This is a genomic window from Pseudomonas sp. MWU12-2029 (genome assembly GCF_023242425.1).
In the GTDB taxonomy this organism is placed as follows: Bacteria; Pseudomonadota; Gammaproteobacteria; order Pseudomonadales; family Pseudomonadaceae; genus Aquipseudomonas; species Aquipseudomonas kribbensis.
The window spans coordinates 1-24,265 of sequence record NZ_JALJDY010000001.1 but is presented as its reverse complement, the minus strand read 5'-3'; the positions used below and the strand labels follow the sequence as shown (position 1 = coordinate 24,265).

Annotated in this window: 19 protein-coding genes and 4 tRNA genes; 16 read left to right on the top strand and 7 right to left on the bottom strand. The window is 60.6% G+C overall.

Annotation, left to right across the window (positions count from 1 at the left end; translation table 11 throughout):
- The first annotated feature begins 598 nt into the window (after positions 1 to 598).
- The gene (locus M5B44_RS00125; protein WP_248737900.1) at positions 599 to 922 is read left to right on the top strand and encodes a sel1 repeat family protein; all 324 of its coding nucleotides are present in this window, start codon (positions 599 to 601) and stop codon (positions 920 to 922) included.
- A 175-nt stretch (positions 923 to 1,097) separates the two neighbouring features.
- Positions 1,098 to 2,462, top strand: coding sequence for a DNA recombination protein RmuC (gene rmuC / locus M5B44_RS00120; protein WP_170931591.1), 1,365 nt, complete (start codon positions 1,098 to 1,100; stop codon positions 2,460 to 2,462).
- A 9-nt stretch (positions 2,463 to 2,471) separates the two neighbouring features.
- On the opposite strand, the gene M5B44_RS00115 is transcribed toward rmuC, so the two are convergent.
- Together M5B44_RS00115 and M5B44_RS00110 are read right to left on the bottom strand one after the other, a co-directional pair.
- The gene (locus M5B44_RS00115) at positions 2,472 to 5,942 is read right to left on the bottom strand and encodes a hybrid sensor histidine kinase/response regulator (protein ID WP_248737899.1); all 3,471 of its coding nucleotides are present in this window, start codon (positions 5,940 to 5,942) and stop codon (positions 2,472 to 2,474) included.
- A gap of 136 nt (positions 5,943 to 6,078) precedes the next feature.
- The gene (locus M5B44_RS00110; protein WP_248737898.1) at positions 6,079 to 6,621 is read right to left on the bottom strand and encodes a TetR/AcrR family transcriptional regulator; all 543 of its coding nucleotides are present in this window, start codon (positions 6,619 to 6,621) and stop codon (positions 6,079 to 6,081) included.
- 91 nt (positions 6,622 to 6,712) lie between these two features.
- On the opposite strand from M5B44_RS00110, the gene M5B44_RS00105 reads away from it, so the two are divergent.
- From M5B44_RS00105 to M5B44_RS00090, 4 genes are all read left to right on the top strand, one after another.
- Positions 6,713 to 7,900 (top strand): MFS transporter, encoded by a 1,188-nt coding sequence (locus tag M5B44_RS00105; protein WP_248737897.1) that lies wholly within the window; start codon positions 6,713 to 6,715, stop codon positions 7,898 to 7,900.
- 52 nt (positions 7,901 to 7,952) lie between these two features.
- Positions 7,953 to 8,264 (top strand): cupin domain-containing protein, encoded by a 312-nt coding sequence (locus M5B44_RS00100; RefSeq protein WP_085710604.1) that lies wholly within the window; start codon positions 7,953 to 7,955, stop codon positions 8,262 to 8,264.
- A gap of 105 nt (positions 8,265 to 8,369) precedes the next feature.
- Positions 8,370 to 9,521, top strand: coding sequence for a TDT family transporter (locus tag M5B44_RS00095; protein WP_248738402.1), 1,152 nt, complete (start codon positions 8,370 to 8,372; stop codon positions 9,519 to 9,521).
- A gap of 98 nt (positions 9,522 to 9,619) precedes the next feature.
- Positions 9,620 to 11,494 carry an MFS transporter gene (locus M5B44_RS00090; RefSeq protein WP_248737896.1) on the top strand — a complete coding sequence of 625 codons (1,875 nt, stop codon included), beginning with the start codon at positions 9,620 to 9,622 and terminating at the stop codon, positions 11,492 to 11,494.
- Positions 11,495 to 11,536: 42 nt separating this feature from the next.
- Here the strand turns inward: M5B44_RS00090 and sugE are convergent, their stop codons facing one another.
- The 3 genes from sugE to rdgC all read right to left on the bottom strand — a co-directional run bounded on the left by sugE (position 11,537) and on the right by rdgC (position 13,933).
- Entirely contained in the window at positions 11,537 to 11,851 is a 315-nt protein-coding gene (gene sugE / locus M5B44_RS00085) for a quaternary ammonium compound efflux SMR transporter SugE (protein WP_085682912.1), read from the bottom strand.
- A 121-nt stretch (positions 11,852 to 11,972) separates the two neighbouring features.
- Positions 11,973 to 12,938, bottom strand: a complete 966-nt coding sequence (locus M5B44_RS00080; protein ID WP_248737895.1) for a bile acid:sodium symporter family protein — start codon at positions 12,936 to 12,938, stop codon at positions 11,973 to 11,975.
- A 74-nt stretch (positions 12,939 to 13,012) separates the two neighbouring features.
- Positions 13,013 to 13,933: a recombination-associated protein RdgC gene (rdgC, locus tag M5B44_RS00075; RefSeq protein WP_007950430.1), complete on the bottom strand. Its 921-nt coding sequence runs from the start codon at positions 13,931 to 13,933 to the stop codon at positions 13,013 to 13,015.
- Between the two features lie 159 nt (positions 13,934 to 14,092).
- Between rdgC and M5B44_RS00070 the strand changes: the two genes are divergently transcribed.
- From M5B44_RS00070 to M5B44_RS00055, 4 genes are all read left to right on the top strand, one after another.
- A tRNA-Val gene (locus tag M5B44_RS00070) sits at positions 14,093 to 14,168 on the top strand.
- Positions 14,169 to 14,187: 19 nt separating this feature from the next.
- Positions 14,188 to 14,264 (top strand) — tRNA-Asp (locus tag M5B44_RS00065).
- A gap of 191 nt (positions 14,265 to 14,455) precedes the next feature.
- Positions 14,456 to 14,531 (top strand) — tRNA-Val (locus M5B44_RS00060).
- Positions 14,532 to 14,550: 19 nt separating this feature from the next.
- Positions 14,551 to 14,627: transfer RNA gene (locus M5B44_RS00055), tRNA-Asp, on the top strand.
- Positions 14,628 to 14,772: 145 nt separating this feature from the next.
- Here M5B44_RS00055 and M5B44_RS00050 read toward each other — a convergent pair.
- Both M5B44_RS00050 and M5B44_RS00045 read right to left on the bottom strand, forming a co-directional pair.
- Positions 14,773 to 15,909, bottom strand: a complete 1,137-nt coding sequence (locus tag M5B44_RS00050) for a catalase family protein (RefSeq protein WP_248738401.1) — start codon at positions 15,907 to 15,909, stop codon at positions 14,773 to 14,775.
- 26 nt (positions 15,910 to 15,935) lie between these two features.
- A complete protein-coding gene (locus M5B44_RS00045; protein WP_248737894.1) occupies positions 15,936 to 17,744 on the bottom strand; it encodes a di-heme-cytochrome C peroxidase in 1,809 nt (602 codons plus the stop codon).
- A gap of 270 nt (positions 17,745 to 18,014) precedes the next feature.
- Here M5B44_RS00045 and M5B44_RS00040 point away from each other — a divergent pair, with 270 nt between their 5' ends.
- The 6 genes from M5B44_RS00040 to M5B44_RS28890 all read left to right on the top strand — a co-directional run.
- The gene (locus M5B44_RS00040) at positions 18,015 to 18,731 is read left to right on the top strand and encodes an FKBP-type peptidyl-prolyl cis-trans isomerase (RefSeq protein ID WP_201227346.1); all 717 of its coding nucleotides are present in this window, start codon (positions 18,015 to 18,017) and stop codon (positions 18,729 to 18,731) included.
- A gap of 294 nt (positions 18,732 to 19,025) precedes the next feature.
- On the top strand, positions 19,026 to 19,481 hold the full coding sequence (locus tag M5B44_RS00035) for a YkvA family protein (RefSeq protein WP_085732321.1): 456 nt from the start codon (positions 19,026 to 19,028) through the stop codon (positions 19,479 to 19,481).
- A 114-nt stretch (positions 19,482 to 19,595) separates the two neighbouring features.
- Positions 19,596 to 19,937: a helix-turn-helix domain-containing protein gene (locus M5B44_RS00030; RefSeq protein ID WP_007950435.1), complete on the top strand. Its 342-nt coding sequence runs from the start codon at positions 19,596 to 19,598 to the stop codon at positions 19,935 to 19,937.
- Positions 19,934 to 20,305, top strand: coding sequence for a hypothetical protein (locus M5B44_RS00025; protein WP_003223109.1), 372 nt, complete (start codon positions 19,934 to 19,936; stop codon positions 20,303 to 20,305). Before M5B44_RS00030 ends, M5B44_RS00025 begins: the two co-directional genes overlap by 4 nt.
- Positions 20,306 to 20,713: a sel1 repeat family protein gene (locus M5B44_RS00020; RefSeq protein ID WP_248737893.1), complete on the top strand. Its 408-nt coding sequence runs from the start codon at positions 20,306 to 20,308 to the stop codon at positions 20,711 to 20,713. It abuts the gene before it with no gap.
- Between the two features lie 225 nt (positions 20,714 to 20,938).
- Positions 20,939 to 24,265: DUF6531 domain-containing protein (locus M5B44_RS28890; protein ID WP_412546955.1), on the top strand; the 3,327-nt coding region annotated here is incomplete at its 3' end.

Sequence of the window (24,265 nt, the reverse complement as noted above, 5' to 3'; positions counted from 1 at the left end):
TTGAAAGAAGGCTGACCGTGGGGTTTGTTCGACCGGAATTGACTTTCAGCTTGGTACTAACGCCGCGGATACTAACGGAACACGTTGAGGAAGGCAAACCTGATTTTTAAAAAGAACAGGCGGACTGTTCCTTGAGCCCCGGCTCCGCCCTGATTTGGCTCACATTCCGACCGTCGGTCGTCGCGGTGGGCAAGCCTGACAAGCACAGCGCCAGGGCTTATCCCCAGCCCGGCTGGCAAAACGACCCGAAAAAGCGCACCGATATAACCGCGTAACAGGTACTTGTGCACATTAGTTGCGCGGACGGTAACGACGCTGTCACATCGAACCTGACCCCGGTGGCTGCCTGTAACGAAAGTTTAAGTCAATGAAAAACATCGCTTTTTTTTACTGGTGAAAAAATCGTCAGTTTGACTGCGGGCCCCATTCCACAAGGCTTTGCGGCGAGTCGGGGGCGGTTGTCCACTGAGTTATCCACAGCTTCTGTGGATTGTCCCGAGCGCTTGCTCTAGCACGGGCGTGCCGGGTTTTTTTCGACTTTACCTGTGCGAAAAAAAGAGTAGAGTGGCGCGCCCTTCGATCTGTCCCACAGTGCTTTATGAAGTTTCGTTCATCTCCAGATTCTGTTACTTCCCAACCCCCTCGTGTTACCGCTCCCAAGCGATTTTCCGTGCGCGTGGCCGAATGGCTGCTCGACAGCCCGCGCCTGGGCGACAACCAGAACGCCAAACACCTCGCCGGCCGCCTGCTCAAGCAACCGGCCCGGGAAGGCGTGGTCGCGGCGCAAAGTCGGCTCGGTCAGTTGATGTGCCGTGAGTGCGGCAACGCCCGGGATCGTCGTATCGGCCAGGACCTGCTGCGTCAGGCTGCCCGTGCGGGTGATCGGCGTGCGCAACAGGAACTCGGCCTGATCGAAGACTGAGCTGTCCAAGACCTGACGCCTTGGTTAACCTTCAGGCTTTATCGGATCGGCGGGAATCACTATGGCGATGGACTTGACCAGCATCTTGCTCGGCTTGGCAGGCGCGGCGTTACCGCTGCTGGCGCTGGCCTGGCAACTGCAGCGCCGGGCCAGTCATGGCGAGTCCGAAGTTGCGTTGCTCGAAGAGCGACTGGCCATGGCGCAGATGGCCCAGGATGGCCTCAACGCCCAGCTCGAAGCCTGTCGCGACGAAATCGCCGACCTCGGCCAGGCCAATGCCGCCAAACAAGCCGATCTCGCGGCCGTGCGCCGTGAGGTCGAACTGTTGCAGATCGAGCGTGACGACGCCCGTGATGCCGCCCATGCCTGGAACCTCGAGCGCGCCAGCAAGGAAGCCGAACTGCGGCGCCTGGACGCTCAGGCGGCTTCATTGAATGCCGAGTTGCGCGAGCAGCAGGAAAGCCATCAACAACGTCTCGATGACCTGCAAGGTTCCCGCGACGAGTTGCGGGCCCAGTTTGCCGAGCTGGCGGGGAAGATCTTCGATGAACGAGAACAGCGTTTCGCCGAAACCAGCCAGCAGCGCCTCGGCCAATTACTTGATCCTCTTAAAGAACGCATCCAGTCCTTCGAAAAGCGGGTCGAGGAAAGCTATCAGGCCGAAGCCCGCGAGCGCTTCTCCTTGGCCAAGGAGCTTGAGCGCCTGCAGCAACTGAACCTGCGCCTGAGCGATGAAGCCACCAACCTGACCCGTGCCCTGAAAGGCCAGAAGACCCAGGGCAACTGGGGCGAACTGATCCTCGAACGAGTGCTGGAACATGCAGGGCTGGAGAAGGGCCGCGAGTACCAGACCCAGGTCAACCTCAAGGGGCCGGACGGCGAGCGCTTCCAGCCGGACGTGATCATTTATCTGCCGGGCGACAAGCAGGTGGTGGTCGACTCCAAGGTCAGCCTCACGGCGTACCAGCAATATGTGGCGGCCGACGACGATGCCATCGGCCAGATCGCCATGAAGCAGCACGTACTGTCGCTGCGCAGTCACGTCAAAGGCCTGGCCGGCAAGGACTACAAGCGTCTGGAAGGCCTGCACAGCCTCGATTTCGTCTTGCTGTTCGTGCCCATCGAAGCGGCGTTTTCCGCAGCGCTGCAAGCCGAGCCGACGCTGTTTCAGGAGGCCTTCGACCGCAATATCGTGATCGTCAGCCCGACCACGCTGCTCGCCACCCTGCGGGTCATCGACAGTCTGTGGAAACAGGAGCGCCAGAGCCAGAACGCCCGGGAAATCGCCGAGCGTGCCGGATGGCTGTACGACAAGTTCGTGCTGTTCATTCAGGATCTGGATGAAGTCGGCAATCGTCTGCAGCAACTGGACAAAGCCTACAGCGCAGCGCGAAACAAACTGACAGAAGGGCGCGGCAACCTGGTCAGCCGCAGCGAACAGCTGAAATTGCTCGGCGCACGAGCGAGCAAGAGCCTGCCGGCGGATCTGCTGGAGCGCGCCATGACCGATGCCGACGGTCTGGTCGAGCTGCCTGAATAAGCCGCTCTTCTAGAGCGGCAAATAGCGACTCAATAGCGCCCGCAACGCCGCCGGTTTCACCGGTTTAGCCAGATAATCCAGCCCCGCCGCGTGCACCCGCGCCACGGTTTCCGGATGCCCGTCGGCGCTGATCACCACGCCGGGCACCGGTTCGCCCAGGCTCGTGCGCAACCAGGCCATCAGATCGGTACCGGTCTCGCCGTGATCGAGGTGGAAATCCACCAGCGCCAGTTGTGGCCGCACGCCATCGTTAAGCAGCGCTGCACATTCCTCTCGGTTGCGCGCCGTCCACACCTGACAACCCCAACGCGTGAGCAAGCTGTTCATGCCGATCAGGATGCTGTCTTCGTTGTCGATGCACAGCACCTGCGCGCCGCTGTGCAGCTTGCCGTTGAGTTCGACCGCTGCGCTCGGCTGCGCAGTCTGCGTCCGTGCCAGCGGCACCCGCACACTGAACACGCTGCCGCGCCCCGGCCAAGAACGTACGCGCAAGGTATGCCCGAGCACCCGGCACAAGCCGTCGGCAATCGCCAGCCCCAGGCCCAGGCCTTTTTCGGCGCGGGTCTGGTGGCTGTCGAGGCGTTTGAACTCTTCGAAAATCACTTGCTGCTTGTCTTCCGGAATCCCCGGCCCGCGATCCCAGACCTCCAGGCAAACCTCGCCCTGTCGCCGACGCACGCCCAGCAAGACCGGGCCTTTGGCGTAGCGGAAGGCATTGGTCAGAAAGTTTTGCAGGATCCGTCGCAGCAGCTTTATGTCGCTGTCGATGCGCAGGTGGCTGCCGCGCACCCGGAAGGTCAAACCCTGTTCCTGCGCGAGAACCTTGAACTCGGCACCGAGGGCGTCGAACAGCTCATTGACCGCGAACGGCTTGCGATCCGGGTTGATCTTGCCGTTTTCCAGGCGGGAAATGTCCAGCAGGTCGCTGATCAGGTCTTCGGCCGAACGCAACGAACTGTCCAGATGCTGCACCAGTTTCTGCGCCTCGCCGCTCAAACCGTCGTCCTGATGGGAGAGGGCGGCGGAGAACAGCCGTGCGGCATTCAAGGGTTGCATCAAGTCGTGGCTGACCGCCGCGAGGAAGCGGGTTTTCGACTGGTTGGCCGCCTCGGCGTTGCCCTTGGCTTCCGTCAGCGCGACGTTGAGTTGCGACAGTTCCTGAGTCCGTTCGCTGACCCGTTGCTCCAGCCCTTCGTTGGCCTCGGTCAGTGCCTGTTCGGCTTCGCGGAACGCGGTGATGTCGGTGAAGCTCATGACGAAACCGCCACCGGGCATCGGGTTGCCGATCAGCTCGATCACTCGGCCGTTGGGGAACAGTCGTTCGGAGGTGTGGGCGCGGCCCTGACGCATCCAGTGCAGGCGCCGGGCGACGTGGACTTCCGCTTCTCCGGGGCCGCACAAGCCGCGTTCGGCGTTGTAGCGGATGATGTCGGCGATCGGTCGGCCAACGCTGATCAAACCGTCCGGGTAGTTGAACAGCTCCAGGTAGCGCCGGTTCCAGGCCACCAGTTTCAGCGACTGGTCGACCACGCTGATGCCCTGGGTGATATTTTCGATGGCGCCTTGCAGCAGCGCGCGGTTGAACTGCAACACTTCCGAGGCTTCGTCGGCGATCCGGACGACGTCCTCCAGCTGCATTTCCCGACCTTCAATGGCGGCTTTTACTACAGCCCGTGTCGAAGAAGCACCGAGGACACCGGCCAGCAAGCGCTCGGTGTGGGCGATCCATTCACCGTCGGCGTTCTGGTTCGGGTTGAAGCCTTTGCCCTGACGGTAGGCAAAGCGGATGAAGCTCTGCCGCGCACGCTCTTCACCGACAAACCGTGCCGCCAGTTGCAGCAAGTCGTCGATCTGCACCGCCAGCATCGAGCGTGCGCTCGGCCGGGCGCTGATTTCCTGACCGATGAAGCGCCCGGCCTGCCAGTGCTCCGACACTCGGGTGCGCGACAGTACCGAGACCCAGGCAAAGAGCGTGAAATTACCCGCCAGCGACAGCACCACGCCTTGGGTCAGCGGGGTGATCGGCAGGTTCAGCGGATTGCTGTGCAGCCAGGCAAGTCCCGGGAATGTCTCCAGCGGTACGCCAAGGCTGCGAGCCGCAATCGGCAGGATCAAAGTGTAAAACCACAGGAACGTGCCGGCGGCGAGACCGGCGAACACGCCACGGCGGTTGGCCTGTTTCCAGTACAGCGCGCCAAGCATGGCCGGGGCCAGTTGGGTCACGGCAGCGAAAGCGATCTGGCCGATGGTTGCCAGGCTCGCGGTGGAGCCGAGCAGGCGATAGCTGACGTAAGCCAGCAACAGAATGACCACGATGCTGACCCGGCGTACCGAAAGCATCCACTGACGGAACACTTCGAACGGCCGCTCGGCATTGTTACGGCGTAGCAGCCACGGCAACAGCATGTCGTTGGACACCATGGTCGACAGCGCCACACTCGCGACGATCACCATGCCGGTGGCTGCCGAGGCGCCACCAATAAACGCCAGCATCGCCAGCGCCGGGTGGGCCTGGGCCAGCGGCAGGCTGATGACGAAAGAATCCGGGAGGACGGAGCTGGGCAACATCATCTGACCGGCCAGGGCGATCGGAACTACAAACAGCGCGGCCAAGGCCAGATAAGTCGGAAACACCCACTTGGCCAGACGAAGATCCTGCGGGTCTATGTTTTCCACCACGGTAACGTGGAACTGCCGAGGCAGGCAGATGATCGCCATCATCGCCACACCGGTCTGCACCACCATCGACGGCCAGTTGATGGTTTCTTTCCAGTATTCCTCAAGGCGCGGGGCGAGCATTGCCTGATTGAACAGGTCGTCGAAGCCGTCATACAGGCCATAGGTGACGAAGGCGCCGACGGCGAGGAAGGCGAACAGTTTCACCAGCGACTCGAACGCAATCGCCAGCACCATGCCCCGGTGGTGCTCGGTGGCGTCGAGGTTGCGCGTGCCGAAAACGATGGTGAACAGCGCCAGCACCAGTGACACGATCAGTGCCGTGTCCTGGGCGCGGGTGCCCATGGCGTCGGCGCCGGCGCCGATCAACAGGTTTACGCCGAGGACAATGCCTTTGAGTTGCAAGGCTATATAAGGCAGAACGCCGACCAGACAGATCAGCGCAACCACCACCGCCAGCGATTGGGATTTGCCATAACGGGCGGCGATGAAGTCGGCGATGGAGGTGATGTTCTCCTGCTTGCTGATCATCACCATTTTTTGCAGGACCCACGGCGCGCCCAGCAACAGCAGGATCGGCCCCAGGTAAATCGGCAGGAATGACCACAGTTGTTCGGCGGCCTGACCGACCGCGCCGAAGAATGTCCAGCTGGTGCAATAGACCGCCAGCGACAGGCTGTACACCCAGGCACGCATCCGCGGCGGCAACGGCGCGCTGCGACGGTCGCCGTAGAAGGCGATGGCGAACATGATGGCCATATAGGCCAGGGCGACGGCGGCGATCAGCCCGGTGGACAACGACATGGAGCACTCCCGACAAAATACGACCGGACTCGCGCCCGGCCAGACAGTCTCGCATGTGCGCGGCGGTTAGTCAGTGTCGACCAAGGTCGTGGCGTGGCGGGGTGTCGCAGGCGCAGAACCGGGCGGTTCTGCGCTGTCAGTCCTGACGCAGCGCGATGTCGATCAGCCGGTGCAGTTCTTCGACTTCCAGCGGTTCCACGGCAAACAGAATGCGGAACACCGTCGGCGAAACCACCAGGTTGATCAGGTGATCCACGCTTGGTGGCGACTGATCCGGGAAGCGATCGACAATGGTCTGCAACTGATCGGCAATGATCGCGACGCAGAATCCCGGTGTGGCGCTGGCCTGCACATCGCGCATGACATTGCGCCCCGGCTCGGAACTCATCTCATCCAGATACTGCTCGGCCCAGGCGCGGATATCGCCGCGCAGGCTGCCGGTTTCCAGAGGATCGCTTTCAGGGCGCAGGCGGGCGAGGGCGACGTCGGCGAGCAGCGCCGCCAGATCGCCCCAGCGTCGATAAATGGTCGAGGGCGTGACCCCGGCCCGCGCGGCAATCTGCGGGACGGTCACACTGGAGCGCTCCTGTTCTTCGAGGAGTGCGCGCACGGCGCCGTGAATCGATTCCTGTACCCGGGCGCTTCGGCCGCCGGGGCGGCTACTTTCTTTAATAGGCATGTGTCAGACCTTAACACAAAGAATTTGCTTTAAGCGCAAGTCGGGCGCACACTCCGCAAAAGCAAAAAAATAGCTTTTAAGGAGTGTGCTCATGACCGGCCTTGCTTCCAACCGTTCCAGCCTGTGGTTTCTGGCGATCACCTTACTCAGTTTTCTCGCCGCATCCACCGCGCCGACGCCGTTGTATCACCTGTATCAGGACCACCTGCATTTTTCGGCAGCGGTGCTGACCCTGATTTTCGGCGTTTACGCGCTGAGTCTGCTGGCCGCGTTGCTGACGGTCGGTTCGCTGTCGGATCATTTAGGGCGCAAGCCGGTGATTTTCACCGCGGTTGTCCTGAATGCCCTGGCGATGCTGCTTTTTATCTACGCCGACAGCGTCGGCTGGCTGATCGGCGCGCGAGTGCTGCAGGGTTTTGCCACCGGCATGGCTACCGCCGTGTTGAGCGCGACGCTGCTGGACACTGACCGTCAACAAGGGCCGCTGATCAACAGCGTGGCACCATTGCTTGGCATGGCGCTCGGTTCGATGGGCTGCGGTTTGCTGGTGGAATTCGCGCCTGCACCACTGCAACTGACCTATTGGCTGCTGCTCGTGCTGTTTGTGTTGCAGGGCGTTTATGTCTGGCGCTTGCCGGAAAGTGTCTCGCCTCAAGCCGGAGCATGGGCCTCGCTGCGGCCGACCCTGCATGTGCCAGTTCAGGCGCGTTCCACACTGTGGCGCGTCTTGCCATTGAATACTGCGACCTGGGCGCTCGGCGGTTTCTATGCCTCGCTCGCTCCGTCGCTGGTACGCACGGCGACCGGTTCGACTTCCAATCTGATCGGCGGCGCGACCGTGGCGGCGTTGACCGTCACCGGCGCGCTGATGATTTTCACATTGCGCAATCGTCCAGCCTCCCGGGCACTGCAACTTGGCGCAAGCCTGTTGCCGACCGGCATCGTGCTGATGCTGCTGGGCGTGCACAGCGCCAGTCTGTCGTTGTTCTTCTTCGGTACGCTGGTCGCCGGGTGTGGATTCGGCTCCGGGTTTCTGGGGGCGGTGCGCAGTCTGGTGCCGCTGGCGTTGCCCCATGAGCGCGCAGGGTTGATGTCGGCATTCTATGTACTGAGTTACCTGGCGTTCTGTCTGCCGGCGTTGCTGGCCGGGCACTTCACCCACAGCCTCGGCCTGCCGGCGACCACCGATGTGTATGGCGCGGTACTGATCGTACTGGCGGTCGGTGCGCTGTTGATGAGTTTTCGTCCGCAAGCGGCCAAGACCTGCAGCGCGCCATAAGCCTGCGGATTCGGTTAGCCTTGGCCAGCCCATTCTTCTCACGGATCGATTCATGAAGATTATCCGCAGCAAGTCCTTCACCGCCGAGCGTGCCTGGGGCGCGCTCGACATTGCCAACATGAACGGCATCACCACGCGCCTGCACTGGACCGATCAGCCGTACAAATGGCACGTCAACGACGGCGAGGAAGTGTTCGTGGTGCTCGACGGTCAGGTGCTCATGCACTACCGCGAAGAGGGCGAAGAAAAGCAGGTGCAGCTCGATGTCGGTGACATCTTCTACGCGTCCGTCGGCACCGAGCATGTTGCCCACCCACAAGGGGCCGCGCGGATTCTGGTGATCGAAACCGAAGGCAGCGTTTAGGCCTATATCTGCAAAACAGATAACAGTTAGAGAAATTACCCGTTATATAGATATTCGATTCGGTTCTACCATGGACTCAACCTCACCTGAGGACAGGAGTTCATGATGATTTGCCCCAACAGTGCCAAACCCGGTATCAAGCCTTTCAGCCAGCTTCAGCATCCCCGTGAAGTGATCCGTCAATTCACACCGAACTGGTTCGCCGCGACCATGGGTACCGGTGTGCTGGCGTTGGCGCTGGCGCAACTGCCCGTCGCCATCCCGGGACTGCACGCCGTGGCCGAAGGGCTGTGGATGTTCAACATTCTGTTGTTCGTGCTGTTTACCGCTGCCTATGCCGCACGCTGGATTCTGTTTTTCGACGAAGCGCGGCGGATTTTCGGCCACTCCACGGTTTCGATGTTCTTCGGCACCATTCCCATGGGCCTGGCGACCATCATCAACGGTTTTCTGTTGTTCGGACTGCCGCGCTGGGGCGAGGGCGTCATTCATCTGGCTGAAGTGCTGTGGTGGCTGGACGTGGCGATGTCGCTGGCCTGTGGTGTGCTGATTCCCTACATGATGTTTACTCGCCAGGAACACAGCATCGATCAGATGACCGCCGTCTGGTTGTTGCCGGTGGTGGCGGCGGAAGTGGCGGCGGCCAGCGGTGGATTGCTCGCGCCGCATCTCGCCGACGCGCACTCGCAACTGGTAGTGCTGACGACCAGCTACGTGCTCTGGGCGTTTTCCCTGCCGGTGGCGTTCAGCATTCTGACCATTCTGCTGTTGCGCATGGCCCTGCACAAACTGCCTCACGAAAACATGGCCGCTTCGAGCTGGCTCGCTTTGGGGCCGATTGGCACCGGTGCCCTGGGCATGTTGCTGCTGGGCGGCGATGCGCCAGCGATCTTCGCAGCCAACGGCCTGCCGGGGATCGGTGAAATCGCTTCGGGCCTGGGCCTGGTGGCCGGGGTCACGCTTTGGGGCTTTGGCTTGTGGTGGATGTTGATGGCGCTGCTGATCACTGTGCGTTACCTGCGTGACGGCATCCCGTTCAACCTTGGCTGGTGGGGATTTACCTTCCCGTTGGGCGTGTATTCGCTGGCGACCCTGAAACTCGGCAGCACCTTGAACCTGACGTTCTTCAGCGTGGCCGGTTGTGGGCTGGTGACGTTGCTGGCGGTGATGTGGCTGATCGTCGGCAAGCGCACATTGCAAGGCGCCTGGCGCGGCGAGCTGTTTGTTTCACCGTGCATTGCAGGTTTGAAGAAATAACCTGAAAAGTTTAGGTAAGGTGTGGCCTGGATCGCGGATCGACATTCCAATAAACGTATCCAGGCCACTCGTTACCCAACATCAGGGACACACGGAAGATGAGTCACCCCTCACAGTTCAACCTGCTGCGTACCCGGCGCTTCCTGCCGTTCTTCATCACCCAGTCGCTGGGCGCGTTCAACGACAACGTGTTCAAGCAATCGCTGATCCTCGCCATTCTCTATCGGCTGACCATCGAAGGTGACCGCTCGATCTGGGTCAACCTGTGTGCGTTGCTGTTTATTCTGCCGTTCTTCCTGTTTTCGGCGTTGGCCGGGCAGTTCGGCGAAAAGTTTGCCAAGGATGCGCTGATCCGTCTGATCAAACTGGCGGAAATCGCCATCATGGCCGTGGGGTCCGTCGGTTTCCTGTTCGATCACCTGTCGCTGATGCTGGTGGCGCTGTTCGCCATGGGCACGCACTCGGCGCTGTTCGGGCCGGTGAAGTACTCAATCCTGCCGCAAGCCTTGCATGAGGATGAGCTGGTCGGCGGCAACGGTCTGGTGGAAATGGGCACGTTTCTGGCGATTCTGGCGGGCACCATCGGCGCCGGGGTCATCATGTCCTCGTCGCACTATGCGCCGCTGGTGTCGACCGCGATTGTCGGCATCGCCGTACTCGGTTACCTCGCCAGTCGCAGCATTCCCCGGGCGGCGGCCGCCTCGCCGGAAATGCGCCTGAACTGGAATATTTTCAGCCAGTCCTGGGCCACGCTGAAACTCGGTCTGGGCCAGACGCCTGCGGTGTCGCGCTCGATTGTCGGCAACTCGTGGTTCTGGTTTGTCGGGGCGATTTATCTGACGCAGATCCCGGCTTATGCCAAGGAATGGATGCACGGTGACGAAACCGTGGTCACCTTGATTCTCACGGTGTTTTCGGTCGGCATCGCCCTCGGTTCGATGCTTTGCGAGAAGCTTTCCGGGCGCAAGGTCGAGATCGGTCTGGTACCGTTCGGCTCGTTCGGCCTGACGGTTTTCGGGCTGTTGCTGTGGTGGCATTCCGGCGGAATTCCGGAGAGTGCCGTTGGCCACAGCTGGACTGAGGTGCTGGGCTTCGGTCACACCTGGGCCGTGCTGGTCGACATCCTCGGCCTTGGCATCTTTGGCGGTTTCTACATCGTGCCGCTGTATGCGCTGATCCAGTCGCGCACCCCCGAGAACGAGCGGGCGCGAGTGATCGCGGCCAACAACATTCTCAACGCGCTGTTCATGGTGATATCGGCCATCGTCTCCATCGTGTTGCTGAGCGTGGTCAAGCTGTCGATTCCGCAGTTGTTCCTGGCGGTATCGCTGCTGAACATCGGCGTCAACGCCTACATCTTCAAGATCGTCCCCGAGTTCAGTATGCGTTTCATGATCTGGCTGCTCAGCCATTCCATGTACCGCGTCGAGCATCGCAACCTTGAAGCGATTCCCGATGAGGGCGCGGCGTTGCTGGTGTGCAACCACGTATCGTTCGTCGATGCCTTGCTGATTGGCGGCGCGGTGCGTCGGCCGATTCGCTTTGTCATGTACTACAAGATCTACAACTTGCCGGTGCTGAATTTTATCTTCCGCACGGCGGGGACCATTCCTATCGCCGGACGCCAGGAAGACATCCAGATCTACGAAAAGGCCTTCACCCGGATTGCCCAGTATCTGAAGGACGGTGAACTGGTGTGCATCTTCCCCGAAGGCAAGTTGACCGCTGACGGTGAGATCAACGAGTTCAAGGGCGGGCTGACGCGGGTTCTCGAAGAGACACCGGTGCCGGTGATTCCGCTGGCGTTGCAGGGGTTGTGGGGGAGTTTCTTCAGCCGCGATCCCAATAAGGGGCTGTTTCACCGCATGTGGTCGCGGGTGACGCTGGTGGCGGGGTCGCCGGTGGCGGTCGAGGCGGCGCAGCCTGCCGAGTTGCAAGCGTTGGTCGGGGAGTTGCGCGGGACTGTCAGGTAGTTGTTTAGAAAGCCGCCATCCCTGACGGATGGCGGCAACGGCTCAGGCGCTGACCTTGAGCCCGATCAATCCGGTGATGATCAGTGCAACGCTGGCCAGCCGAATCAACGCCATCGACTCACCAAACAGAATGATCCCGGCAATCACCGTGCCCACGGCACCGACGCCGGTCCAGATCGCGTAAGCCGTGCCCAGCGGCAGTTCCTTCATCGCCAGCCCCAGCAGGCCAAGACTGACCGCCATGGCGGCGACGGTGAGAACGGTCGGAAGTGGACGGGTGAAGCCATCGGTGTATTTCAGGCCGACGGCCCAGCCGACTTCGAACAGACCGGCGAAAAACAGAATGATCCAGGACATGAAAGACCTCCATCGATTGACGGGGCCGTCCCCTGATTGAAAACTCGATTGAGCCGCAGGGTCGTCCCCGCGTGGCGCACATACTACCTAAAAATGTGCGCCGGGGATCAATGGGGATCAGTCAGTCGGCAGTCTGCTGAGCCAAAGCCTCACGATCTTCCTTCTCGCTCATGCGCCGGAACCAGGTCGATAGCAGCGCCCCGGAAATGTTGTGCCACACACTGAACAGCGCACTCGGAACCGCCGCCAATGGCGAAAAGTGCGCACTGGCCAGCGCGGCACCCAGTCCCGAGTTCTGCATCCCGACCTCCAGCGCCAGGGACTTGCGCTGAGCCAGCGGCAAGCCGAACAGGCGCCCGGTGAAGTAACCCAGCAAATAGCCGAAGCTGTTGTGCAGCATCACCACGGCCATGATCAGCAGACCGGATTCGGCGATTTTCGCCTGACTGGCAGCCACCACGGCAGCGACGATGATCACGATGCTGACCACGGACACCAGCGGCAAAACCTCCACTGCGTGACGAACCCTTTCACCGAGCAGTCGTTGCGCCACCACGCCGAGTACGATCGGCAGCAGCACCACTTGCAGAATCGACCAGAACAATTCCATGAACGAAACCGGCAACCAGGCCGAGGCCAGCAGCCAGATCAGCGCCGGCGTCAGCAGCGGGGCGAGTAGGGTGGTGACGGCGGCGATGGCCACCGACAGCGCCAGATCGCCCCGGGCCAGCCAGGTCATGACGTTTGAAGAAGTGCCGCTCGGACAGCAACCGACCAGAATCACCCCGACGGCGATTTCCGGCGGTAGATGGAAAATCTGGCAGAGCAACCACGCCATCCCCGGCATGATCACGAAATGAGCAACCACACCCAGGGCCACGCGCCATGGATGGCGGGCGACGGCGGCGAAGTCGTCGAGTTTGAGGGTCAGGCCCATGCCGAACATCACCAGCCCGAGCAGCGGCACGATTGCGCCTTTCAGGTTGAGGAACCACGCCGGTTGCAGAAAGGCGACCACGGCGAAAATCAGAACCCAGTAAGCGAAGGTGTTGCCGACAAAACGACTCAGTGCAGCCAGTGCGCGCATGGCCTGTTCCTTATTATGTGAAAACGCCACCGAAGCGGTGGCGTTTGAAGATAACTCAAAGACTGCGCAGAGGCTTAGATCCCCTGCGGCGTCTCTTCACCGCCCAGTGCTTCAACCAGCGCCGGCAGGAAGTCGCCGAACGTCAGCATCATCAGGGTGAAGCTGGCGTCGAGTTGGCCGAGGGCTTCATCGCCGCCGTCCTGTTCCGCCTGATCCTGCAGCAGGTCTTCGAACTTCAGGCGTTTGACGGTCATCTTGTCGTCGAGCATGAACGACAGTTTGTCCTGCCAGGCCAGCGACAGTTGAGTCACCACTTTGCCGGTGCTCAGGTGCAGCTGGATTTCTTCGCTGGTCAGGTCCTGACGCTTGCAACGCACGATGCCGCCGTCTTCGTGGGTGTCGCGCAGTTCGCACTCGTCCAGCACGAAGAAGTCCGGAGCGGCTTGCTGGGTGGTGACCCATTCGGTCATCACGGCGGTCGGCGCGGTTTTCACGGTCAGCGGGCGAACCGGCAGGGTGCCGATCACTTCGCGCAGGGTGGAGAGCAGGTCTTCGGCGCGTTTCGGGCTGGCCGAGTTGACCAGGATCAGGCCCTGTTTCGGCGCGATGGCGGCGAAGGTCGACGAGCGGCGGATAAAAGCGCGCGGCAGGAACGCCTGGATGATTTCATCCTTGATCTGATCGCGTTCCTTCTTATAGACCTTGCGCATCTGCTCGGCTTCGATCTCTTCGACTTTCTCCTTCACCGCGTCACGCACGACGCTGCCCGGCAGAATGCGTTCTTCCTTACGGGCGGAGATCAGCAGGAAGTCACCGCTGACGTGCACCAGTGGCGCATCTTCGCCCTTGCCGAACGGCGCAACGAAACCGTAGGTGGTCAACTCCTGGCTTGCACATGGACGCGCCAGTTTGGTGGCCAGTGCAGTTTCCAGCGCCTCGGCATCGACAGGCAGGTCTTGGGTCAGGCGATAGATAAGCAGGTTCTTGAACCACATGGGGTGAGTCTCTCCTTTATACAAAGGGGGGCATTATTGTCTTCGCCGGGTCATAGGCCAACCCTTCTCTAAGCCTTTGGAAGGCCTGAGAAAATTATTTAAAAAAGTGCTTGCCAGAGGTTGGGTCGCTCCGTAGAATGCGCGCCACACCGAAGCGAAGGGTGATTAGCTCAGCTGGGAGAGCGTCTGCCTTACAAGCAGAATGTCGGCGGTTCGATCCCGTCATCACCCACCATTCGTTTCAAGTGTTTAGCGCAGCGGTAGTTCAGTCGGTTAGAATACCGGCCTGTCACGCCGGGGGTCGCGGGTTCGAGTCCCGTCCGCTGCGCCATATTCGGTAACCTGGAACACTGAACGCCAGGTCACCACGGAAGAACCCGCCAAGGCGGGTTTTTTTCTGCCTCGAGTTGTACATGCGGAATGTGTCGTTTCACCGGTTTTCGGATTTATTTGAAAAAAAACTTCAATTAAATCAACACTTTACGAAAACTTGTGGCATAATGCGTCCCGTAACGAAGCGAAGGGTGATTAGCTCAGCTGGGAGAGCGTCTGCCTTACAAGCAGAATGTCGGCGGTTCGATCCCGTCATCACCCACCATTCGTTTCAAGCGTTTCGCGCAGCGGTAGTTCAGTCGGTTAGAATACCGGCCTGTCACGCCGGGGGTCGCGGGTTCGAGTCCCGTCCGCTGCGCCATATTAGGTAACCTGGAACACTGAACGCCAGGTCACCACGGAAAGCCCGCCTAGTGCGGGCTTTTTGCTGTCTGGCGATTGGCTTTTGGCTCGTCCGGGCATGAAAAAAGCGACCTGCGGGTCGCTTTTTTCGTTTCTGCGGTTTGTTACTGGCTGGCGTTGCGGCTATGCCGGTAATCACTCACCGCTTCATACACCGCCTTGCGCAGGCGGTTGATTCCACCAATCGGGCGATGGGCCTCGATTCCGAACCAGGGATTGAACGACAGGTTGTCGCATTGCAGGTTCAGGGCCGGGGTGTCGAAGTCCTGCGGGGGCAGGGTGATTTTGGCGACTGTCTGGAATGGACTGTCCTGTTCGCGCCATTCGATGCTGGTGTCTTCGATCGGCATGTACTTGTTCGCGTCCTGACGCTGGATCTGCAACACGAAACACGCGGGCACCCGATCCGTGGACAGCTGCTGATTCAGCGCACTGCGCAGGAAGTTCGGCAGATCCTGGTTTTGCTTCGGCAGCGCGTAGGCCGGGCAGTTGTCCGGATCCGGCATAACCCGAAATTTCGCATTGGCCTCTCCGAACTTGTAGGGCGATACCGAGAAGTAGGTCGTACGCGTCGGGCTCTCGGGCGGCGGAGAAAGCGTTGCCAGCGCAATGAACAAATGCCTGATTTGCCAGTTTCGCGGATCCCAGCCCGGAAAGAATGCCATGACCTTCTTGCCGTCAGCCTGCGCCGCCACATTCTGACGATATTCAGCGACATCGCTGACAAAGAAATTCGGATGGCTGAACATCACGAAATCCTGCTCGTGCAGGCCCTGACGGTCGCCCAGCAACTGTTTGCCCGGCACATCGAGCAATTTGATCGCCATGCCCCGGGCATCGCGGATGCTGTCGAATTGCGGGTAGGCGTTGCCGTTGGACAGGCGCATGGTTGCTTGCCAGATCTTGCCCGGCTCGCTGAACACACCGCGCCGCAGATCCTGAGCCAGATCCGGCAGCACTTGTACGTCGGCCTTCACACAACCGTGAGCCTTGGCATGGGCGTCGCGCAGAAAACGCGTGCTTTCCCGGTGCTGGTCGACAATTCGCACAGCAGTCTGGATCACGTCCTGCGTCATGGCCGCTTCGCCGTCCGGAATCTGCTCCAGTGCCGATACCGGTCCCCGGTGCTGCCAGGCAAACCAGGCGGTCGCCAAAGCCCAGCCGATCATGCCGATCACCAGCAAAAACAGCAGGGTTTTGCCCAGCAGCCGCCCCAGCCACAACCAGAAACGCGCCAGCATCGATGGCTTCTTGAACGAATTGAAGATCATGGCAGTTGCGCCTCCAGCGGTCCGCCCAGCACTTTCAAATATTCCAGCAGCGCCCAGCGCTCCTCAGGCTGCAACAATCGTCCGATGACCCCGTTACCACGCTCGCCGGCGCGGAACTCATGGCCGCTGTTGTGGTTACCGGTGATGCGCGTGTCGAACAGAAAAGCGTTGGTAAAGGCTTCAGTACGATAACCCAGATGCCGAGGGTCGTATTCCAGAGTGCCTTTATAAAAAGTGGTGGAGCGTTCATCTTGCGGCGACAGCAGTTGATACAGGCTCGGCACCGAGCCGTTGTGCAGGAACGGCGGGGTGGCCCACACACCAGCCAGTGGCCGGGCCTTGTAGGCGACTTTTTCCCGGACGCCGATGGGCAGGCCGAAACCGTCGAGTTCTGGTTTTTCCTGCGCTGTGACGCCCGCTTCACGATAAGCGCGGTTTTCAACGAACGCCGTCACGTAAGCCAGGCCCTTGGCCACGGATAACTGGCTGAGGTCGAGTGGTTCTTTGGGCGTGGGATGCAGTTTCACGTCCATTTTCTCCAGTTCCGCCAGATTCCATTGCAGCGCCGTCAGATCGAAACGGTGGTTGGCGATGTTGTTGGCCGCATTCGGATCGGTACCAATGACGTCCACCGGCAGCATGTGCAGATGCTGGACCCAGCGTTCACCTTCTTGCGTCACCCGAGGCACATGGCAGCCGGCACAGTTTTCGGCAAACAGGGCTCGACCCTTGGCCGCCAGTGGTTTGTCGACTTTGCCAAACAGTTCTTCTGGCCAGGCGGGTGGCTGAAGTTTTTGCAGGGTTTCTTCGATCTTGTGCAGATCGCGCACGCGCACGCTCGAGGCATAACGTTCGTCGCCCTGCAGCGGCTGGCCGTTGGCATCGAAGAAATTCAACGTGGCGCCAACCCCCAGTGCCTCGCCGATATTGCGAGCCATCGGCTGCTGCGCCGAGCCGTTCCATTGCACCCAGTCAAAGGTCCACATGTCCCACAGTTGCGGGTAATCCACGGGAGCGTTGGCCACGCGGTAATTGCTCGGGGAAATTGCATCGCCGAAGGTCGCGTTGGCGATTCGTCCGAATGCATCGGTTCGGCCAGGACCTTCCTCGGTGGGGTAGAGGCCGCGATGGGTGTCGTTCCACGCCACTTTCAGGAATGTATTCAGCGAACTTTTGAAATCATTGCGCAATTGTTCGTGGCGCGCGTCGTAGTCGTTACCCAATACGTTCCGGGCGAAGCGTTCGAATTTCCACGGGTTGTAGTAAGTGGAGGCCAGACTGGCGACCAGGGCCTGTCCGAAACTGCCTCCGCGCAACGTAGGAACGCTGGAAGGCAACACGTGCTGCGCCGAGCCGCCGTCGATGCGCACGGCCTGGCCATTGAGATGCAGTTCGCCGGTGTGGCAGGCCGCGCAGGTGATGTCCAGATATTGCTCGGAGCTACCCGGATTCTGATGTCGGGTGAAACCCACCGGCAGATTCCCCGGATTGTTCGGTGTGGCTTTTTGCTGCGGATCGACCAGAAAACCGAAGCGTGCGAGGTATTCCGGGGACGCGAAACGTTGCTGCGAGAACGGCAGTTCCAGAGCCTGGAACCACTCATAACGCAGCCCTTTGACCTGGGTGCCTTGCGGCGTGAAGTAATAGGTCTGACGCTGCTCATCGCTCCATTGCTGGAGGTAATGCACCTGTTTTACAGGGTCGGGGAAGGGCAATTTTGGATTGGCGACATAGTAGAGAACCACCGCCAGGACCAGTCCCAGCAGTACCACGATCAGCGTCAGCACACGGAATAAGAGGCGCAAGATGAACATCCTTGTCGAGTTGTTGCGCTGTTATGCCTGAGCCGAGTCGTGTGCGGCAAGTGGCCATTACGCCAAGTGTTGTGGGAAGGGGCATTGGTCACTGTCAGGGCAAGATGACAGAAGCTTCATCATGGCTTTGCCCAAATGCTTTTTAATCCCTGAACTTATCGGAAGATTCCTGCTCTCATGCCGGTAGCCATTGGTCGTGGCGGCCTGATAAGCTCGCGGCTTTACTCGATTGCCCTTTCGGCGCATGAACAAGGAAATAGCATGAAACAGCATCGGTTGGCGGCGGCGGTTGCCCTGGTTAGCCTGGTCCTCGCGGGTTGTGATTCGCAGACCAGCGTAGAGCTGAAAACCCCGGCGCAAAAAGCTTCCTACGGTATCGGCCTGAACATGGGCAAGAGCCTTGCTCAGGAAGGCATGGATGATCTGGACTCCAAAGCGGTAGCCCAGGGCATCGAAGATGCCGTCGGCAAGAAAGAACAGAAGCTGAAAGATGAAGATCTGGTCGAAGCCTTCGCTGCACTGCAAAAGCGTGCCGAAGAGCGCATGGCCAAGATGAGTGAAGAGTCGGCAGCCGCCGGCAAGAAATTCCTCGAAGAAAACGGCAAGAAAGCCGGCGTGACCACCACCGCTTCCGGTCTGCAGTACGAAGTGGTCAAGAAAGCCGATGGCCCACAGCCCAAGCCTACCGACGTAGTGACCGTTCACTACACCGGCAAGCTGACCAACGGCACCGTATTCGACAGCTCCGTCGAGCGCGGCAGCCCGATCGATCTGCCGGTCAGCGGCGTGATCCCGGGTTGGGTCGAAGGCCTGCAACTGATGCACGTTGGCGAGAAGTACAAGCTGTACATCCCTAGCGACCTGGCTTACGGCGCCCAATCGCCAAGCCCGGCGATTCCGGCCAACTCGGTTCTGGTTTTCGACCTGGAACTGCTGGCCATCAAGGATCCAGCCAAGGAAGACGCCGCAGCCAAGTAATTGGCCCCGGTTTCGACAACAACGCCTCGCTAATGCGGGGCGTTGTTGCATCTGGTCGACGCCCGGCGTAAACAGAGCGAACTGACAGGCACCACGACAGTCCTAGACTTTGTAGCTGCCCGCGCTAGACGCCCTGAGCCGCCAAGTCAATGAAATATTGGGGTTTTTTATGTGAGTAAAAAACGCCCGATCTGAGCGCAGCCCTTATGAACCGGGGCTCTCAGCGTTGAAATGCAGCTCTGTTCACAAGGTTATCCACAATTTGTGTGGATAACATTTCAACGGGAGAAATAGATGAAAGCTCCATGGAATTTCGCCCGGTTCCTGCCATTGGCCGGACGACTGCTGGCTCGTGGCCGCTTGCCGACACTGCTGTTTGCCGTGGCCAGCAAAGGCGCCGCCCAAGGCAATCGTCTTGGCAAACTGAAGGATGACCTGCGATTGCTCCAGGCCCTGTGCCTGGCGTACTGGCGTGGCGAGTATCGCGCGATCAGTCCCAAGGCAATGATTTCGGTCGTTGCGGGCCTGATGTACTTCCTCAGTCCGGTGGATGCGATCCCGGATTTCATTCCCGTTTTCGGCATGCTCGATGACATTGCCGTCCTTGCCTGGGTAATGAAAACTCTCGACGACGAGCTCAACGCCTTCCGCCTGTGGCGTCAGCGGCAATCACCGGAAAAGCTAAGGGTTGTCGAGCGCCTGCCCGATACACCCGAACAACTTCAGCTTCAGGGCCCGAAAAAGTCCTGAATCGCGACAGCCTCTTATACAGATAGATACCCCCCACGACCTTGGCCGCTGTTAGGATTACACTTCTAGGGAAAAGTGCCGACTCGCTAAGTGTTGTTGTCCTACGGGGTAGTCATGGATATTCAGATAATTGCACGCGATGGCGAACCCGAATATGCGGTTCTGCCATGGGCTCAGTATCAGGCTCTACTGAAAGCAGCAGGCATTAACGAAGCACCGTCGCAACCGGCTCCAGCGCCGCTTGCGGCCACACCGGACCCGATTCTTCCAGGTCTGGATCAATTACGCAGTTTGCGCGAAGGGAAGGGCATCGCCATCGAGGCGCTCGCCCGCACGGTAGGCATCAGCCCGTCTTACCTGGCCATGATCGAAAGCGGTGAGCGTCTGCCCGACGCCGCGATTCGCCGCAGCCTGGCCTGGGAGTTGACGGTGCCAGGGTGGAGGGAACAATCGTGAGCGTACGCATCAGTCGTCAACATTGGGACGGATTGCTGGGGGAGCTGGACCAGGCGCGCAGGCAGCGCCATCTTCTGACCTATCGAGCCTTGCTCGAACGTCTGCAACTGCCCACGCCGGCGATGCAGACCCTGACCGCTGCACTGGAGCATCTGGCTGCGCTGGACGCGAAAGCCGAACAACCGTTGCGCAGTTCGCTGGTGATCAGCCAGGGCGCCAGTCGCCTGCCACGCACCGGTTTCTTTGAATGTGTCGAGCGTCTGGGGCGTTTTTCCGGGCCGTCCGATGGGGTTGCCGCCGCCTCATGGCATGCCTCGGAAGTGGTGCGTGTCTTTGAGTACGAGTACCCGGAATCGGCGGAGGCCTGAGTGTTTTTACGACTCAAGGCGCGGGCAAGTTACTGGCTGGCCCGCAGGCTGTTTCACTGGGCATGGTTTGTCCGTCAGCCTCGAGGCTGGCGTTGGCTCGAAGGGCAATTTGCGCGAATGGCCAACCTGGGCGATGTCGGCGCGCAAAGCTTTTACGGGCACATCCTGACGTTTCGCGGCGTGGGCCTGGGGGCGCGTGAGGAGGGTGTCCGGTTGCTGCGGCTGGCGGCGCTGGCCGGGGATGGCAAGGCGGCGTATCAAGTCGGTGTCATCAGTCTTGCAGGTACGCCGAGCAAAGCTCCGGACCCTTTGGAAGCCGCTCGCTGGTGGACCATGGCCGCCAAGGCCGGACATCCGTTGGCAGAGCTTAAATTGAAAGAGCTGGCCGGCCGGGATTCTTCTTCGTAAACAAGTCATCTGTTCCGTAAGCGGGGCGAGAGGGAAACCTCCCGCCCCGTTTTTGCGTCTGCGATTCGATAAAGATCAGTTACAGACTTCTCCTACATCCACCGCCTACTCGCCTGACTTCTTTTCTGTTTGATCCCCCGCAAAGTCCTTCGCCTGATTTTTGCGCGAGGGAACGCCCATGTTCGACCCGGTTTTTCATTTCGTCATGCGCATGGGAATGCGCTGATGGAAGCCATCACCCGCATCGAGCAAGAACTCGACAGCTTTCCCCGCACCCTCGATCTCTATCGCGAACAGCTCAGGCACTGGCTCAGTCGCTCGGCAGACAGCATCAGCCATGCGGCCGATCTGCCGTCGTTGATGGGGATGGAGCGGATCATCCGTTTCGGCGCACACAGCACGGCGGTCGCCATTGACGACACGCGTTTCTCTTCGGCTGTCGTGCAATGCCCGGCGACCGGGTTGATGGAGATCGAGAGCAAGTTCGAATCGGTGTACGACATTCCGTTGGGCGACATCGCTGTCGATGTGGTGACGGTGGATAGCGGCGAGGTCAAGTCCGTCACGCTCGATGCCCAGGGCAAGGGTTTGTTCACCGGTGAGCCGGGCAAGTTCTATCGGGTGGTGGTGCACGGCGAGGCCCGAGAGAAACAGGTTGATGCGCTTTTCGAGTCCTACGATGGGCTGACCCGGCAGCTGGACAGTTGGTTGCGCAACGAGTGGCAGGGTTTCAAGCCGCAGTGGTCGCAGTCGGTGGCGACGGCGGCGGGTAACGGCCTGCTGGCCGGGAGCTGGGCGGCGATCGAGGGGGTGTGGGACAGCATCGGGTTGCTGTCGGAGATTCTCAAGAATCCGCTTGAGTTTGCGGGTCGGCTGGGAGACGGCGCGGCGGCGTTGGCCGATTTCGCGCAGTCGATGCCGGAGAAAATGGAGCAGCTCCAACTGCTCGTCAGTGACGAGGCGGCGCTGTGTCTGTTGTTGCGCACGGCCAGTCTGTGGCTCGAGATGCTGCCGCCTGGCGAACTCGCCGGGAAAACCGCCGAAGCCGTCTCGATGGTGGTGGTGCAACTGCTGATCGATGTGTTGATCGGCATTGTGCTGACCTTCGTTGGCGCCGGGGCGGGGATTGCGTATCTGACCTTGCGCCTGGTTGATCGTGGCGCTCAGTTGTTGTCGGCGGTGACGCGTCTGGTGAAGGCGATGTTCGGCATTGTCGGCGCCGTCATCGACTACGTGAACCACTACAAATCTGTCGCCGCACGAGGCATCGCTGCCGGGGTGAAAAAGGGTCGCATGCAACTGCGTTGGGATGCCCGGCGTAATGCCTCCCTGAAAAAGGACGAGCGCCACGACGACACGCCGGATCAGGCGAAGAACCCTAACGGCGACAGCGCCGATTGCGCGCCGTTGACCTGCACCAACGGGTGTCCGGTGTCGATGGTCACCGGCGAGGAGCTGCTGACGCTGACCGATGGCGTGCTCGACGGAGTGCTGCCGTTCGAGTTCAGCCGCTTGTATCGCACCAGTGCGGCGGAAATCGATGTCGGGTTGGGGTTTGGCTGGAGTCATTCTCTGGCGCATCGGCTGGAGGTCGAAGGCGATGGCGTGGTCTGGGTTGACCACGAGAACCGGCGCACGCGGTTTCCGCTGCCAAGTGTCGAGCGGCGGGCGATTCACAACAGCCTGTCGCGGGCGGCGATCTTTCTTGGGGATGAGCCGGAGGAGTTGATCGTTGCGCTGGCGGGGGACGCGGCGCGGTTTTATCACTTTCGGGCTGGGCGTCTGACTGCTGTCAGCGATGCGTACGGCAACCGGTTGCGTATTATGCGGGATCGTCTGGATCGCGTTGAGCGCCTCGATAACGGGGCCGGGCGTTCGCTGCTGCTGCGTTATGAGCGGGCGCATCTGGTCGCGGTCGATTATCAGGTTTTTTGTGAGGCTGCCTGGCGCACCGAGCAGACGCTGGTCAGCTACCGCTTTGATGCCCGTCATCGGTTGATCGAAGCGACCAACGCCGTCGGCGAAAGCGAGCGTTACGACTACGACGACCAGCACGTCATCCTGCAGCGGCAGTTGACGGGCGGCGCGAGCTTCTTCTGGGAGTGGGAGCGTTCCGGCAAGGCCGCGCGGTGCGTGCGGCACTGGGCGTCGTTTTCGCAGATGGACACGCGTTATGTCTGGGACGATGCCGGCAGCGTCACGGTGCGCTACGTCAATGGCCGCGAAGAGGTTTACGTCCACGACGACACGGCGCGGCTGGTGCGTCAGGTCGCCGCCGACGGTGGCGAGCAGCTCAAGGCCTACGATGCGCAGGGCCGGCTGGTCGCCGAGCAGGATGCGCTGGGGGCAGTCACCGAATACCGCTACGACGATGTCGGACGGTTAGTTGCGCTGATTCCGCCGGACGATGCGCCGACATCCTACGAATACCGCAACGGTTTCCTGCACCGCCGTAGCCGGGGCGAGGCGGAGTGGACCTACCGGCGTAATGCCCAGGGCGACATCACCGAAGTCGTCGATCCCGACGGCCATGTCACCCATTACCACTACGACCCGCAGGGGCGGTTGCTGTCGATTCGTTATCCGGACAGTGGTCGGCATGTGTTCGTGTGGAACGACCTTGGGCAACTGGTCGAGGAAAGTCTGCCGGACGGTGGGGTTCGCAAGTTTTCCTACGATGCCTTGGGGCGACGGATTACTGCGCAGGACGAACACGGCGCGATCACCCGTCATGCCTGGGACGCCGTCGGCCGCCTGATCCAGACCACCTCGCCGAATGGCGCCACCCGCGCCTGGTCCTACAGCGCCTACGGCCAGATCACCGCCGAACGCGATGAACTGGGGCGCATCACCCGCTACGAGTATGACGACGACCTGCATCTGGTCAGCCGGCGGATCAACCCTGACGGCACGCGGCTGCAATACCGCTACGACCATGCGCAGCTGTTGCTCACGGAGATCGAGAACGAGTCCGGCGAAAAGTACCTTCTGGACTACACGCCCACCGGACTGATCCGACAGGAAACCGGTTTTGATGGGCGGCGCACCGCGTACGCCTACGACCGAAACGGTCATCTGCTGGAAAAGACCGAGTACGGTGATGATGGCTCGACGCTGGTCACCACTTATGAGCGCGACAGCGCCGGGCGTCTGCTCCGCAAGACACTGCCTGATGGCAACACGGTTGAATACCGCTACGACCGCCTCGGTCGGCTGGTCGGTGTGGATGACGGCCAGAACCATCCGCTGGCCTTCGAATACGACCTGCAGGACCGCCTGGTACGCGAGCATCAGGGCTGGGGCACCTTGCGTTACACCTACGACGCCTGCGGCCAGCTCAGCCGGATGCGTCTGCCGGACAACAGCAAGCTCGATTACCACTACGCCAAGGGCGGCGCGCTGACCGCGATCGACCTCAATGGCGCCTTGCTGACCCGCCACGTCTACCAGAACGGCCGCGAGCAGCAGCGCCAGCAAGGCCTGTTGCTCAGCGAATATGCCTACGACGAACAAGGCCGTTTGCATTCTCACGCCGTAGGCCATCAACGCAGC